The sequence below is a fragment of the Acinetobacter sp. 24-47-67 genome (assembly GCF_056779735.1).
Window position 1 is genome coordinate 75,781 of sequence record NZ_JBWYIK010000002.1, and the last position, 15,109, is coordinate 90,889.

The window sequence follows — 15,109 nt, forward strand, 5'->3', positions numbered from 1 at the left end:
GTTGTGAAAAAAAAGATAAAGAATCATTTTACAAAAAAGATGATTGCGCAAAGTATTGCAGTCGTGATGGCATTGGGTGCGATCCCAATGCAAATGAACGCCAGTGATCTACAAATTTATCAAAATCCTGTAGCAAAAAATAATCCGATTATCATGTTGGCGATTGATAACTCGATGAGTATGAGTGCAGTAGATGCAACTTATAAAGGTCAAAGTGTTAGCCGTTTAAATGCCTTAAAAAACTCATTGGTAGATGCCTTAAATGCAAAGGACTTATCAGGAAATTATCGTATTCCAGATAATGTTTATATTGGGGTGTCGGTGTTTACGTCAACGGGTGAAATAGGGACAACAGAAGATTGGTTAAGCTATGGTGAAAATGCTCGTTCATCTAAAATCTTACTAGAAGCAAAACAACTTACACCTGCTCACCGTACGGATTTAATCAATAATATTAATAGTATTGGAGCCGTAGGTAGTACGCCCACACCACTATTACTCTCAGAAACTTATGCGTATTTACTAGGAAATCGCACCTTTGGGGCTAACCTAAAAGGCATCGATTTACTTCCTTCATCTAAATATTCTAATTATAGCCGTGGTTTATCTGGAGCATCATTTGCGCCAGCGGACATTCGCAAAGCGGATGGTAGTTATAGAGCGCCACTCAACAAGTTGAATAACAGTGATGCCCAATGTAGTACGCAAGGTGTTTTTTTCTTAACAGATGGGGCGCCAGTTGGTTTGAGACCAAAGACGGTACTCCCTGTCATGCAAAATGCGTTGGCAGATGACAGCTTTACTTGTGAAGGCTCGCCCTTAAAAGATGTCTATTACAATTACGGTAATGCCAAAGGTGCCAGTGGTGCCGCGACCTTCAATGGCGAGTTTAAGGAAATGGCGACGCAGCCATATCGTTTTTATGAAGATGATATTGGTAATGCTGTGTCAGCCAATCAAACCACCTGGCAAAACCGTAGTTCATGGGCTTGCGTAGGTAAGATGGTTCAGCGTTTGGCAAATCAAACGCAGATGACCAGCGATGCGAATCAGAAGCGTGTTTATACATCTACTGTAGGTTTTGGTCCCTTATTCCAAAAGCATCCACGAGAAACCTGCCGTGATTATGACAATGACGGGCTATACGATCATTGTACATTTGATAGTAGCTATACAGGTTCTGGAAATGACATTTCCAATAGTATGAATGCTCAAGCATTAAAACAGTTGGGGAATGTGATTGGTAAAGGGGATACTTACGGGACTCGCCAAGAAATTGGGGGGTATACCCAAGCGACTTCTGGTGAAGATATTCAGAATGCATTGAATACCTTCTTGGTTGCCGTCTCTCATGGTAACTTTGAGGCTGCTAGTTTTGGTACTTATGTGGTGCCATTTGACCGTTTATCAACAAGTTCAGCATATCCTTATGTGTTCGCACCGCAGTTTCAACCACAGGTGAGCACAGCAAATTCGGTATTGGCTTCCACACATCAATTATGGTTAGGGAACTTAAAGAAATACAGTATTAACGCTCAAGCTGTGATGATTGATCGTGCGGGGAAAGAGGTACTTGATCGATCAGGTGCAATACGAACCAATACGCAGGATTTTTGGAACAATACTGGAATAGATGATGGTTTGAGTGCAATTCAAGGGGGCGTGTTCTCTCGGATTGCCACACCTTCACCACTAGCAGGTGTTACTGCTACAGACAAAATAAAAACGCGTCCGTTATTCACCAATGCAACGATTGCCACAACGGGTGATCAAGCAAAACGATTGGTAGGTTCTGAGAATGGACAACTGACGAAATTAACGACACAGAATGTGCTAGCCGCGACCTATATTGATTCAACCAAGTCGGGGTGGCGACAAAATGTATATCAACCCTATTTACTGTCGGCTTTGGGTTATCGACTTGATAAAAACTACTTAAGTAGCTTACCTGCTGGATACATTTGGAATGATCTAAATAAGGTTAAAGATCTTAAGGTGATGCAGCAAATGGGAGGCGTTGTTCACTCGGAACCATTGTTGGTGACGCTCGAAGCAAAATATAACGCGGGGTCTGGTACCATTTTAGCGAATACCCGTAATGCGACTCATCGAAAAGATTACGTGGTATTTGGGACGATGCAAGGATTATTGCATGTTGTGGATCAAGAAACTGGTGAAGAGGCATTTAGTTTCTTAGCTCATGAAATGGTTCAAGATCCAAGTCGACGAGACGCGTTACTTGAACAGTCCAATACATTATTGTCATCTGCGCATCCTATTTATGGCATGGATGGATCATGGACTTCAGATGTTCAATATAAGATTGATCAGAACAACAATAAGTTTATTGCTGCGAAAGCCAACATTTATGGTGGTATGCGCATGGGTGGGCGTAGTTATTATGCCTTGGATATGAAAAATCCGAACCAACCTGAATTACTTTTCCATGTTGATCCAAGTTCTGGAACGATAAAGAGTAAATCAACATCAGTGAGTGGCACAAATCAATCAGATGCCTTAAAAGCTATGGGATATAGTTGGTCTAAACCTACCATTGCTAAAATTCGTTTTGACGGCAAAGTTAAAACGGTCATGATTGTGGGTGGTGGCTATGATATGGCCTATGAAACGGATGGTTATCAGCCTCAATCTGCATTAACTGGTCAACGAGCTAATCAAGGGGCGGGCGTCTATATTTTTGATGCTGAAACGGGCGAATTATTGTGGAATGCACGCTATGGCAACCAATCGAATCAAACCAGTGTTGATGTTAAGCATGCTGAGATGAAATATAGTGTGGTCAGTCAAATTAAAGCATTTGACCGCAATACGGATGGTTTGATCGATCACCTATATTTTGGTGATTTAGGTGGGCAAGTGTGGCGCGTCGATCTCAATAATCGTCTTGGAACGAATACAACCGCGTTTGGACGAGTGACACGTCTTGCTGATTTTAGTACGTATCACCAACGTTTTTATGAAATGCCTGCTTTGACCATCCATGATCTGAATGGTGAGCGATTTGGTGCGGTGAGTATTGCGTCAGGAAATCGCAGCTTTCCATTAAATACCAGCAATATTTATGACAATCGAGTCTATGTGTTACATGATTATGACTTGGCACAACCGAATTTGTTTCAAGCGAATTTTGCTAAAACACAAAACCTTACCGAAGCTCATTTAACTGCATGGTCTAATTTATCAGGTACAACAGTGCCACATCTGATGAACCGTAATAAGCGTGGTTGGTTCTATGTGTTGCAACGAACAACGGCTAAAAACGAAACAGCGAATACTGGTACAGTTAAAGCATTAAATGGTTATATTGCGATCGCAAATAGTCCAAGTCATTCAGATTTATATGTGTCTTTATACAATCCAAATGATGCATCGTCACAACAACCGAACCAATGTACTGGGGGCATTAAAGGAGCAAGTCGTACCTTAAAGCTTTGCTTGCCGTATGGTGTTTGTGGAGATGCTGGATCAACGTTTAATCTTCAAAATAAAATTGTGGCAGAAATCTCAGACACTAAGTCTGATGGGATTAGTAAGCTAAACAGCGTACCTATTGTCCAGAATGGTAAAAAGAAAACGACTTTGCTGGGCGGTGGTTATACCAACTACATCACAACCAAAGTGCTGAAAGCTTATAACTGGTTTGAGCGTCAGTAGGTGGTTACCATGAATCAAAAAGGTTTTACGCTGATTGAGTTGATGGTTGTTGTAGTGATAATTGCCATATTGATGACAATCGCAGTGCCATCATACCAAAGTTATTTAAAACGTAATGCTGCTGCACAGGCTCAGCAAGAAGTATCCAAAATTATTGAACAACTTGAACGCTATAAAAGTCGCAGTTTTTCCTATCGAGGTTTTGATGCGAAGTATATTTACGATCAAGATACATCAATGACGAGTATTTCCCTGCCTGATGCGAAGAAACCAAAATATGTGATTAGTATTGCCGATATCAGTGAAAAAACACCTAAAACCTTATTAAGTTCAGATCAGGGCTTGGGACGGGCATGGGGGATTCGAGCTGTACCAACGCAGACAGACTATGATGCGTTTTTGGCGACGAGTCAGGGTATTCGTTGTAAAACAGAATATTTGGTGGAAAATGACTTAAAAGAAGTCAATGCATATACAGGATGTGGTGCAAATGCAAAACAATGGTAATTCAGGATTTACTTTAGTAGAGATCATGATTGCAGTGGTCATCATTGGAATTTTAGCCATGATTGCCTATCCGTCCTACCAAGAATATGTTCGTAAAACTAAACGTGTCGAAGTAAAAACCACATTGGCAGATATTGCAGCTCGACTTCAGCACTATCAGGTTGCGAATTACAGTTATATTAAATCGGATGGCAAAGCAGTCACGTTGGCTGAATTGGGATTTCAGACCAATGCGCAAAATCGAGTTGAAGTTCCGCATTATGATCCTGTCTATACGGTTGGTATATCAGATGTAACCAACAACAGCTGGGTGTTGAGTGCAGTGCCTGTGAGTGGAAAATTGATGCAAACAGATGGTCACTTTGTCATAAATGAAGCCAATGAAAAATGTTGGGTGAAAGCAGCTTCTTGTACACCTTCTTCAAGTACAAACTGGGATGGAAAATAAATTTAAATTCAAAAATGTGGATAAATAATTTTTGAGCTTTCAATCGGATCAAAGTTCACGTAAAATACTGCCCTCTATGAAAGGGGTTTGAAATGTATCGATGGTCGGTGCAGGGATAATCCGTAAAAACTATAAGGTTCTATCATGGTTGTTATTCGTCTTGCACGCGGTGGTGCTAAAAAACGTCCGTTCTATCAAATCATCGTGACTGATAGCCGTAATGCACGTGACGGTCGTTTTATCGAACGTATCGGTTTCTTCAACCCTACAGCTCAAGGTAAAGCAGAAAAACTTCGTTTAGATGCTGATCGTTTCGCTCACTGGGTTGCTCAAGGTGCTCAACCTTCTGAACGTGTTGCTTCATTAGCTGCTCAAGCTAAAAAAGCTGCAGCTGCTGTTTAATACGGTAGAAGCTAGCCCATGACACCAACACAGAATGTTCCCGAAGATCGTATTCAGATTGGACAGCTACGTTCAGCTTATGGATTAAATGGGTGGCTCTGGGTCTATTCCAATACAGAACCTATGAGCAACATATTTGACTATCTGCCTTGGTACATCGAGACCAAAGCAGGTTGGCAAATTGTAGATGTGAAACGTTGGAAGCCACATGGTAAAGGCTTAGTTGTTTCGCTGAAAGGTGTGAGTGATCGTACTGCAGCAGACAATTTAGTTGGCGCAAATATCTGGATTTCTAAATCGCAACTGCCTCAACCAGGCGTGGACGAGTATTATTGGTCTGATCTAAAGGGTCTAACAGTGTTAGGTCTTGATGATGAAGAGCAAGAAGTCAATCTTGGTCAAATCCACGAGTTGTTTGAAACAGGTGCTAACGATGTGATGGTAGTTCGCGCAACTGCTGACAGTGTCGATGGCGAAGAGCGAATGATTCCATGGCATAAAGATGTGGTGCAACGCGTTGATCTCGAAACTGGTCGTATCTATGTCAATTGGGGCGTAGATTACTAATATTTTCGGAAATACGGGAGTCTGCGATGTTTTTTGCAGTCATTACGCTTTTTCCTGAAATGTTTGAAGCGATTACAAGTTTTGGTATTAGCGGTCGCGCAGCGAAACGCGATTTAATGCAAATTCATTGTATTAATCCTCGTGATTTTGCAACAGGGAACTACAAACGAGTGGATGAGCGTCCATTTGGTGGTGGTCCTGGTATGGTGATGATGGCTGAGCCATTGGCAAAAGCAATTCATCGTGCCAAAGAGCTTGCAACGCAAGCAGGTGCTGTTCATGTACCTGTGGTGTATATGTCGCCACAAGGTAAAACCTTAAATGAACCTTCAGTACAAGATTTCGTGCAATATGACGGATTAATTGTATTGTGTGGTCGTTATGAAGGTGTTGATGAGCGTTTGATCCAAAAATATGTTGATCAGGAATGGTCCATAGGGGATTACGTTTTATCTGGGGGAGAACTGCCTGCGATGGTTTTATTGGACAGTATTATTCGGAGACTTCCGGGTGCAATGTCTGATGAACAATCACACGTTCAAGACTCATTTGTAGATGGTTTACTCGACTGTCCGCAATATACAAAGCCTGATCATTTTGAAGGTTTGGATGTGCCTGAGGTACTAAAATCAGGTCATCATGCAAATATTGAAAAATGGCGTTTTTTGCAGCGCTATCAACGAACGCTTGAACGTCGACCTGAATTGGTTGAAAAAGTTGAGTTGACTAAGCAGCAAAAGAAATGGCTCAAAGATTCGCAAAAATAAATCTTTTAGATTTATTTAAGCAAATATGACCTCAAGCATATTGCTTGAAGTATTAAATAGGCTCTTTATGCATTGAAGCGGTCAAGCATAAAGGGAAAGTCAATCGGGTCTATGCGCCTTAGCCTCTAGCCCCAGTGGATATCAGACCTCTTCTGACCCACACATATTGGAGATACCCCATGAGCGGTAAGCATCCTTTAGTACAAGCTGTAGAAAATGCTCAGCTTAAACAAGACATCCCAGCTTTTGCACCAGGTGACACAGTAGTTGTCCAAGTAAAAGTAAAAGAAGGCGACCGTGAACGTTTACAAGCGTTCGAAGGCGTTGTAATCGCTAAGAAAAACCGTGGTTTGAACTCTGCGTTCACAGTACGTAAAATTTCTAGCGGTGTTGGTGTTGAGCGTGTTTTCCAAACTCATTCACCAATCGTAGCTAAAATCGAAGTTAAACGTCGTGGTGACGTTCGTCGTGCTAAACTTTATTACCTACGTGAACTTTCTGGTAAAGCTGCACGTATTCGTGAAAAGTTACCAGCTCGTAAACAAGGTTAATTTTAGCCTTGCTTCGAAGCAAAAAAATGCGCCTTTTGGCGCATTTTTTATGATCAAAACTTACAAACCTTGAATCTTCAAACGATTGGCATGTTGTCTAAAGATTGATACTGGATCAGGAGCAAAGAAGCCTTTAAGCCCAAGTATTTGATTGACTTCATCAAAATGATTTAAGTTGTAATTATCACGAATTACTTTGCCGTATTTAGCACTACAAATAGGCACGAGACCATCGTGATTGCGTTCATTAGGCATAATCGCTGTCCCTAAGACAACAATTGCGGTATCTAAAATATCGAGAACATTGGTCACCTTTGAAGAACCAATCCAAGAATAATGATATACGCCGTTAGCCGTTTGTGATGAACCGTTAGAATTACAGTCTTTCGGGATCGCAGCAGAAGGGAACTTTTGATTAAATTCTAAAGAACCTTTTACAGAAAGATCATACATGGATTGTTCGTAATTAACGCTAAGACTTGGATTACCTTCCATAATTGAAATTGCAGGTGCCAAAATATCACCAATAACTAATTTTGCTACACTATTAAGCACTTTACTATTTACGAAAGTATCTCCTAGGGGAGAGCCCTTAATACTGCCTGCAACAGCAGTTAGAGAAGCAACTTTCTCAGGAGCAATGGCTTCAACGTAACGTACAGTAGGTCCTCCATGACTATGGCCGATCAAATTGACCTTGTCTTTACCCGTAATAGCTAAAGCTGTTTCTACTTGTTGTAACAGTTGCTCACCACGAACCACAGTTGATTAGACAGGAGACATTTGAGCGACAAAAACACGTGCACCATTTCGTGCGAGGTCAGGGGTAATTTGATAGAACTGATCTAAACCGAAATGTTCTGTACCAATGCGGCTAAAACCTAATGCAAAGCCATGGGCCATTACAATAGGGTACTTAGTTTGCGCATAATTGGTATTTACGTATTTAGCTTCGACATCGATCAGGCCGGAAGCATATGTAAGTTGAGATAATCCTACCAGACTTAGCAGAAGTGCTGGGATCATTTTTTTTGTTTTCATTTTTTCTTCCTTAAAAAGACAATATTTATTGTCAAAAAATATTGTAAAGAAAAACTAAACAAAAATAAGATAAATCCGACTAAAATTTGATCATTATTAAACTAAACACAAAGGGTGAAAAATTCACCCTTTGTGTTTAGGTTTTATAGCCCTTGGAGTTTAAGTCGATTTGCATGCTGACGATAAACATCTACAGCACTTGGTGCAAAAATGCTTTTTAAACCAAGTAGATGGTTAATTTCATCTAAATGATTCCATTTATAATTATCACGAATGACCTTGCCAAATCGAGCAGAGCAACGCCCTACAATTCCATCTCCATCTTTTTCAGCCAAAAGAGAAGAAGTTAACATGCCATAATCAGATGGATCTAAAGCGGTATTAAATGGAGAGTTACCCATAAATGAATAATAATGAGTATTGTTGACACGATAAGCCCCTTCACCACATTGGGTTGTAGGTACACCATTTGGAAAATTCTGACTAAATTTGAGTGATTCTTTCGTTCCTAAACTTTGTAGGGCTGCTTTAGCATCATAAGGAAAGACTTTTGGATCAAGACCAGATGCGAATGTAATCACTGGCGATACCATATTGTCAAAAATCGCGCGAGCAGGTGCTTCTAAAATATTACCTACCAGAACACCTTCTAGTATATCAGCCATTCTTGCTCCTTGATTTCCAGAAGCAATTGTCGTAACAGATGCGACATGATCAGGTATAACATCTGCAATATATCGAACAGTCTGACCACCATGACTATGTCCGATTAAATTCACTTTTTGCTTGCCGGTAATGGCAAGTATCTCTTCAACTTGACTCAATGCTTGTTCGCCTCGCACTTCACTTGAGTTCATCGTTGAAACACGTGTTTGCCAGATGTTTGCACCATTTCGAGCAAGATCAGGAGTGATCTGATAAAAGTAGTCAACACCGACCATACTACCAAAGCCAAATAAGCCATGGGCAAGCACAATAGGGTATTGGGTTTGTGCATAATTTGATTTAGGTATTTTGACGGTATGGTTAACGGCTAAATCTTTAATTTGCGTTGAGGCTTGTGCAACAGGAAGAAAACATGAACCTATGCATAGGCTCATGACTATTTTTTTTAGTTTCATTTTCGATACTCATTCAGTGATTCGTTTATTTTTATGATTCAGACGATATCCATCGCCATAATTTAAGATACTAAAATTGTGACTTAAGTCTATAAAAAAGAGATAAAGTGCAAATTTATTGATATAAATTGGATGGGTGACTCATTTATAGGATAGATATGTCATGCTAATGAGGGCTATTTAAACAGTCTGGACCCATCTAGAGATGAGTGCAGACAAAAAAATATATTACAGACCTTGTTGTTTAAGGCGATTTGCATGTTGACGATACATCGAGACTGGATCTGGCGCAAAGACACTTTTTAAACCAAGCACTTGATTGACTTCATCTAGATGATTCCAATTGAGATCATCACGGATGGTTTTACCGAATTTCGCACTACAGCGTGAAACTAGACCATCATTCTCTTGACCACCATCAATTAATAAACTGGTAATTTTTAAAGCTGAGTCTACATCAAGTGGGTTTGTGACCGTTCCGATACCCGTAAAGGAATAGTTATATATTCCTTGTTCACGATATAAACCTTCAGAGCATGAGTTTTGAGGAACGCCTATAGGATATTTTTGATTAAATATTGCTGATCCTGCTAAGCTCAAACTATTGGCTCCCGCAAGTGAGTCATGAGGGAAGGATGCTGGATCAAGTCCCTGTGCCCAGATAATAGCTTTAGACAGTAGATTGACTACAGCCACAATAGGTGTTTCAAGGATTGGTGCTGTATCACGAATTTTTAATATAAAATCAGACACTGGTGAGCCTTGATGTGGCGCCCCAATCGCTGTCATTGATGCGACTAATTCAGGTCTTACACCTGCGACATATCGAATTGTGGGCCCGCCGTGAGAGTGACCGATTAGATTGACCTTAGGCGATCCAGTGAGTGCAATGACTTCTTCGACTTGATGTAAAAGTTGCTCACCCCGAATTTCTGATGAGTTAAATGGCGATACACGGGAAGCCCATACATTTGCACCGTTACGGGCGAGATCAGGTAAAATTTGATACCAATAATCTACACCGAGTGGATCAGTGCCAATACGGATAAAACCAGACATTCCGTGACTAAATACGATTGGATACTGGGTTTTTGCATAAGTAGTTTGAAATTTTGAAGTCACTTGTTCAGGTGCTGTAGCAGCGTAACTCGTGCCAATTAAACATGCGAAAGAGAGGCATGTCCCCAAAATAAATTTTCTCATCTCTATTCCTTAGATGGATTGAAATACTCGACAATTTCCGTTGTCACAATAAGAGTATAGCGAAGCAAGAGGAAAGAAAAGTGGATTTAAATTTTAGGGAACGATTTTTAAGATAAGCCTCCATAATTTCGTGATGAACGTATGGAGGCTTGAGAAGATTATAGTCCTTGAAGTTTCAAACGATTTGCGTGTTGTCGATAAACCGATACTGGATCTGCTGCAAAAATGCTAGTCATCCCCATCATTTGATTGACCTCATCTAAATGATTCCAACGGTAATCATCCCGAATCGTTTGTCCGAAGCGAGCACTGCAAACTGGGACTAAACCATCATTTGCACCTTCCTTAGATACAATGAAAGATGCCGCTTGCATTGCATAATCCGATGGATCAAGGGCATTGGTAAACGGTGTATTACCAGTAAATGAATACATACGCATGCCATTGACTTGATATGCACCCTCACCACATTTTGTGGTTGGTACACCCGCAGGGAAACGTTCTGTAAATGCTAATGAGCCTGCTGTAGATAAACTTTTAGCCGAGGCAAGCGAATCATGTGGCAGGCTTTTCGCATTTAATCCTTGTGCCCAAACAATTGCTCCCGAGACAAAATTCATCGCTGTCGCAAGCACAGTATCAAGTCCTGTTCCTTCTGAACGCAAGATAAAGTCTGCCATAGGTGATCCTTTATTCACACCAGCGACAGTGGTCATGGATGCCACATGTTCAGGAATTGTTCCACCAATATAACGTATTGATGGTCCACCTTGACTATGCCCAATTAAGTTCACTTTTTGTGCACCACTAATGGCTAAAATATCTTCAACTTGTTGAAGCAATTGCTCTCCACGAATTTCGTTGGAGTTGAATGGAGATACTCGTGTAGGCCAGACATTGGCACCATTACGCGCTAGATCTGGCAGGATTTGGTGCCAATAATCTAAACCAAAGCTCTCTGTACCAAGACGGACAAATCCTGTTAGTCCGTGTGCAAATACGATTGGGTATTTAGTTTTTGCGTAGGTATTGTATTTGCCAAGTGTCGAGGTCACAGGTTTCACTTCTAATGCAGAAGCATTAGATAATTGAGTCGTTAAGCAAGCTGCAGACGTAAGTAGGCACGCCATAATTTTGTTGTATTTCATCATCATCCTCAACTTTTTATTATCAAACCCTAATCCTAGAGTTAAATTGATTATAGTGATGTAAATCACATTTTAAATATCGAATAGATGAATGGTAAATTTTTAAGGTTAAAAAAGAGAGGTAGATTTGATCAATGAACTATCTTGATGAAGATTTGAATCTGCTTTCAAATCCAGCTTAATGAATTTGAAAGCAATTGCTCAATTAAAGAGCTAGAGATTTAAAGTCCTTGTAATTTAAGGCGGTTGGCGTGCTGTCTATAAACTGCAACTGGGTCAGGAGCAAAAAGTCCTTTAATTCCGAACAGCAAGTTCACCTCATCTAAATGATTCCACGGAAAGTCATCACGAATAGTTTTACCAAAATGGGCACTACAAACTGGAACGATGCCATCATTTTTTCCTGCTTTATGAACCGACAAACGGTCAAGTAGAACCATGACAGGGTCACCTAGATCCAAGGCATTCGTAAAAGGCTTGTTTCCTGTCATTGAATATAAATGAATTCCTTTTTCTTGATAAGCACCTTCGCCACAGTGGGTTAATGGTAAACCGAGAGGGAATTTTTGATTAAACAAGGCAGTTCCTTCAACAGATGTACTCACACCAGCGGCCATCGCATCATGTGGGAACGTATCAGCAGGAAGACCTTGCGCCCACATAATGACTTTACCAAAAGTGCTGATGAGAACATTCAGTAGCTCTGATGTTCCTGTTTTATCTGCGATTTTTAATACATCTGACGCGATGATTGTGCCTTTGTTGGCACCGGCTACAGTCATCACCGATGCAACATGTTCAGGCATTACACCTGCGGCATAACGAACAGAGTTTACACCATGACTATGACCAATCAGATTGAGTTTGTCAGCACCAGTAATCGCCATGACTTCTTCAAGTTGTTGAACATATTGTTCACCTCGGACTTCAGAAGAATTGAAAGGAGACATTCTAGCCGCCCATGTGTTTGCACCGTTTCTTGCTAGATCAGGTAAAATTTGATACCAGTAATCCATGCCTAGACTTTCAGTGCCCAAACGTATAAATCCAACCATTCCATGAGCGAATACAATAGGATATTTCGTTTTGGCATAATCAGATTTGACACTTGAGACTTTGATCTGTTGAGCTTGAGTAGCATAAGTTGTCGTAGATGTTAGACATAGCGCTGTCACCAGCGAGCCTAGAATGTGTTTTATTTTCATTATTATTCCTAGTTTTTTAGTGAATCTATGATGTTCTTCCAGATGAACATACAGAAGACCTTAAAAGATGTTATTGAATGCAACAAGATACAAAAAATGCCAATTTAGCTTGCCGAATTAACATATAAAAAGCAAAAAAGAATCAAAAGTTTAAATAATTAAAGGATTTAATCATTAGCAAATGTGTTCAAAAAGCATTATTTAAATTTTGTCGAGAGTCGCTGATGGTCGGAAAAGCTATTCTGATGAATAGCTTTCCATTTAACTGCGCTATTTTGTGCGTCTAGAGTCCTGTCAGTTTCAAACGATTGGCATGCTGGCGATAAAGTGAAATAGGATCTGGGGCAAATAAACCTTTGAGACCGAACATCATATTAGCTAAATCGGTATGATTTAGTTTGTAATCATCACGAATTACACTTCCAATATGCGTGCTACAGCGCCCAACCATGCCATCATTATCTTTATTGCCATACGCTAAAGGTCCTAGCTGCATTAAAATGGTATCGATATCTAAGAGGTTGGTGGTTTGTGCAACACCAGTCCAAGAATAATAAAAGATTCCGTTGTCTATTGGGTTGCCTAAACGAGTACAACTTGACGCGAGAGCTTTTGTTGGAAAACGTTCATTAAATGCAGCAGAGCCTGTTTCAGTTAATGATTTCATCGAAGCATCAAAGCTGATCGGCATATCAGGACGACCTTGTGCATAAGCAATTAATGGGGGAATGATGTAATCCCCTAAAATATTAAATATTGTTCGAGTTGCTTCATTATTTTGAATTTTATCTGCGACCATAGAACCTCTGAAAGTCCCTCCTACACCAGTAACAGAAGCAACATAGTCGGGTTTTACTGCTGCAACATAACGCGCAGTCGGTCCGCCGTGCGAATGACCAATCAGGTTGACCTTTTTCTGCCCAGTGATCGCAATTACTTCTTCAACCTGAGAAATTAATTGTTCTCCTCGAAATTCAGTCGTATGAGCAGGTGAGAGTTGTGCTGCAAAAACGCGTGCACCATTGCGCGATAGATCAGGTAAGATTTGATACCAATAGTCAATATTAAATGTTTCATTGCCTATGCGAGACCAGCCTAACCAACCGTGTGTCATCACAATAGGATATTTGGTTTTTGCATAACTACCCATCTTTGTCTCATTTACTTCGAGTAATCCCGGACCTGCGTGGGCAGTGAATGAGCTTGATAAGCATAGCGTTGTGACGAATGCTAACGTCGTAGGTATCAATTTAAGTTTTAAGTTTTTCATCGTTCTTCCCTGTGAATGAATGTGTTCCTTGAAAAGATTAATCGGCAAAAGGAAGTTGACCGCCTTGATCATGAACTTGCTCGAATGTTTCTACCCGAAGTTGCTCTTGTGAATTATTAAAATGTTGAGAACGGAGGCGTTGTACAGCTTCCTGCTTTGCACTAGGGCTCATATTACTTTTTACAATGCTGTCACGTTCAGATAAATATTGATTGACCTTGCTTTTCCAATTTGAGCGCTGTCCATCAAGATTTTCTAGACGTTGTGTTGCTTCAGGACCCACTAAGCTGAGACGCATTTGACGAATTTCTTCTGCACTACCACCACGAGCTTTAATTTCTGCAGTTAATTGACGAAGATCTTCGAGTTGAGAAAGTTGTTTTAAATTTTCTTTCCAATCTTCAGGTAGATCATTGAACAGTTCTTTTAATTTATCGGCTTTTTGTTTTTCAGATAAATTTTTATCTTCCATGACACTCATGCGAGCCAAGGTATAATCATGATATTCATCTTCGATACCAAATAAACCTTCAATTTCATAGTCTGAAAAAAATTGTTTACGTAATGATTTCATCTGATTAAAAATAGCTTTGTAATACTGCGCACTTTCTTTGTCATGGTTTGGTGGTGTTAGGTCTCCCATTTTTTCACGATATTGAACATAACGTGACCATAAATCTGTCAGTTGACCTAGTAATGGTTCTTGATAGGTGCTTTGAGCAAATTTAATAAAATCAGCCTTGATTTGCGGAATCTCTTTTTCACCGTATTGGGTAATAAAAAACTCAAAACAGTTCTTAGTATTTTCATTCACAATCAAACGGTTGGCATTATCGGTTTGGATTTGACAATTGATTTGAATATCTTGCTGACTTTTACTTGCAAAGCTAGAACCATTCACGGTTGTACTTTGTTGTAGCGCCATATTTTCTGATTGAATTTCGGCATCTTGTGCTGCTCGTTGTGAGTTTTCAACAGATTCAGCTGAGTCAGGTTTCAACCATTGAAAGAGAAGAAATAAAACGACCAGACAGGCCACAATCAGCAGAGTAATTTTCAATTTAGCTTTTGAATTCATTTCACATCCTATGAAATCATTTAGTTATTATTAATGGTGTAGAATAATTTGCCACAAATGTCACATTTTATGCATAAAAATTTAATCAATATTCGATAAATGGATTTGATAAAATAGCAGTATTTT

General features: G+C 40.0%; 13 protein-coding genes and 1 pseudogene. 7 read left to right on the top strand and 7 right to left on the bottom strand.

The annotated features are described in order from the left end of the window. The first annotated feature begins 3 nt into the window (after positions 1–3). The 7 genes from AC1M9K_RS04310 (at position 4) to rplS (ending at position 6,917) form a co-directional block, all read left to right on the top strand. Complete coding sequence (locus AC1M9K_RS04310) at positions 4–3,675, top strand: PilC/PilY family type IV pilus protein (protein ID WP_481588612.1); 3,672 nt, start codon at positions 4–6, stop codon at positions 3,673–3,675. Between the two features lie 9 nt (positions 3,676–3,684). Then, positions 3,685–4,182, top strand: a complete 498-nt coding sequence (locus tag AC1M9K_RS04315; protein WP_092766670.1) for a type IV pilin protein — start codon at positions 3,685–3,687, stop codon at positions 4,180–4,182. Beyond that, a complete protein-coding gene (locus tag AC1M9K_RS04320) occupies positions 4,166–4,630 on the top strand; it encodes a type IV pilin protein (RefSeq protein WP_171260680.1) in 465 nt (154 codons plus the stop codon). The genes AC1M9K_RS04315 and AC1M9K_RS04320 overlap by 17 nt, the downstream gene beginning before the upstream one ends. A 144-nt stretch (positions 4,631–4,774) precedes the next feature. Continuing rightward, entirely contained in the window at positions 4,775–5,032 is a 258-nt protein-coding gene (gene rpsP, locus AC1M9K_RS04325) for a 30S ribosomal protein S16 (RefSeq protein WP_035264308.1), read from the top strand. An 18-nt stretch (positions 5,033–5,050) separates the two neighbouring features. Then, entirely contained in the window at positions 5,051–5,599 is a 549-nt protein-coding gene (gene rimM / locus AC1M9K_RS04330; RefSeq protein ID WP_035264305.1) for a ribosome maturation factor RimM, read from the top strand. A gap of 26 nt (positions 5,600–5,625) precedes the next feature. Beyond that, positions 5,626–6,366: a tRNA (guanosine(37)-N1)-methyltransferase TrmD gene (gene trmD / locus AC1M9K_RS04335; protein WP_092766672.1), complete on the top strand. Its 741-nt coding sequence runs from the start codon at positions 5,626–5,628 to the stop codon at positions 6,364–6,366. A gap of 179 nt (positions 6,367–6,545) precedes the next feature. After that, positions 6,546–6,917, top strand: a complete 372-nt coding sequence (gene rplS / locus AC1M9K_RS04340; RefSeq protein ID WP_004787066.1) for a 50S ribosomal protein L19 — start codon at positions 6,546–6,548, stop codon at positions 6,915–6,917. Positions 6,918–6,977: 60 nt separating this feature from the next. Here the strand turns inward: rplS and AC1M9K_RS04345 are convergent. The 7 genes and pseudogenes from AC1M9K_RS04345 to AC1M9K_RS04375 form a co-directional block, all read right to left on the bottom strand. Further along, positions 6,978–7,958 (bottom strand): annotated as a pseudogene (locus AC1M9K_RS04345) (lipase family alpha/beta hydrolase). A 143-nt stretch (positions 7,959–8,101) separates the two neighbouring features. Then, on the bottom strand, positions 8,102–9,079 hold the full coding sequence (locus AC1M9K_RS04350) for a lipase family alpha/beta hydrolase (protein ID WP_481588613.1): 978 nt from the start codon (positions 9,077–9,079) through the stop codon (positions 8,102–8,104). Between the two features lie 228 nt (positions 9,080–9,307). Then, positions 9,308–10,282: an esterase/lipase family protein gene (locus AC1M9K_RS04355; RefSeq protein WP_035264290.1), complete on the bottom strand. Its 975-nt coding sequence runs from the start codon at positions 10,280–10,282 to the stop codon at positions 9,308–9,310. 158 nt (positions 10,283–10,440) lie between these two features. Then, the gene (locus AC1M9K_RS04360; protein WP_481588614.1) at positions 10,441–11,430 is read right to left on the bottom strand and encodes a lipase family alpha/beta hydrolase; all 990 of its coding nucleotides are present in this window, start codon (positions 11,428–11,430) and stop codon (positions 10,441–10,443) included. Positions 11,431–11,651: 221 nt separating this feature from the next. Further along, positions 11,652–12,635, bottom strand: coding sequence for an esterase/lipase family protein (locus tag AC1M9K_RS04365; protein WP_481588615.1), 984 nt, complete (start codon positions 12,633–12,635; stop codon positions 11,652–11,654). A gap of 283 nt (positions 12,636–12,918) precedes the next feature. Continuing rightward, a complete protein-coding gene (locus AC1M9K_RS04370; protein ID WP_481588616.1) occupies positions 12,919–13,905 on the bottom strand; it encodes an esterase/lipase family protein in 987 nt (328 codons plus the stop codon). Between the two features lie 37 nt (positions 13,906–13,942). Next, on the bottom strand, positions 13,943–14,983 hold the full coding sequence (locus AC1M9K_RS04375; RefSeq protein ID WP_481588617.1) for a lipase secretion chaperone: 1,041 nt from the start codon (positions 14,981–14,983) through the stop codon (positions 13,943–13,945). Positions 14,984–15,109: the final 126 nt, after the last annotated feature.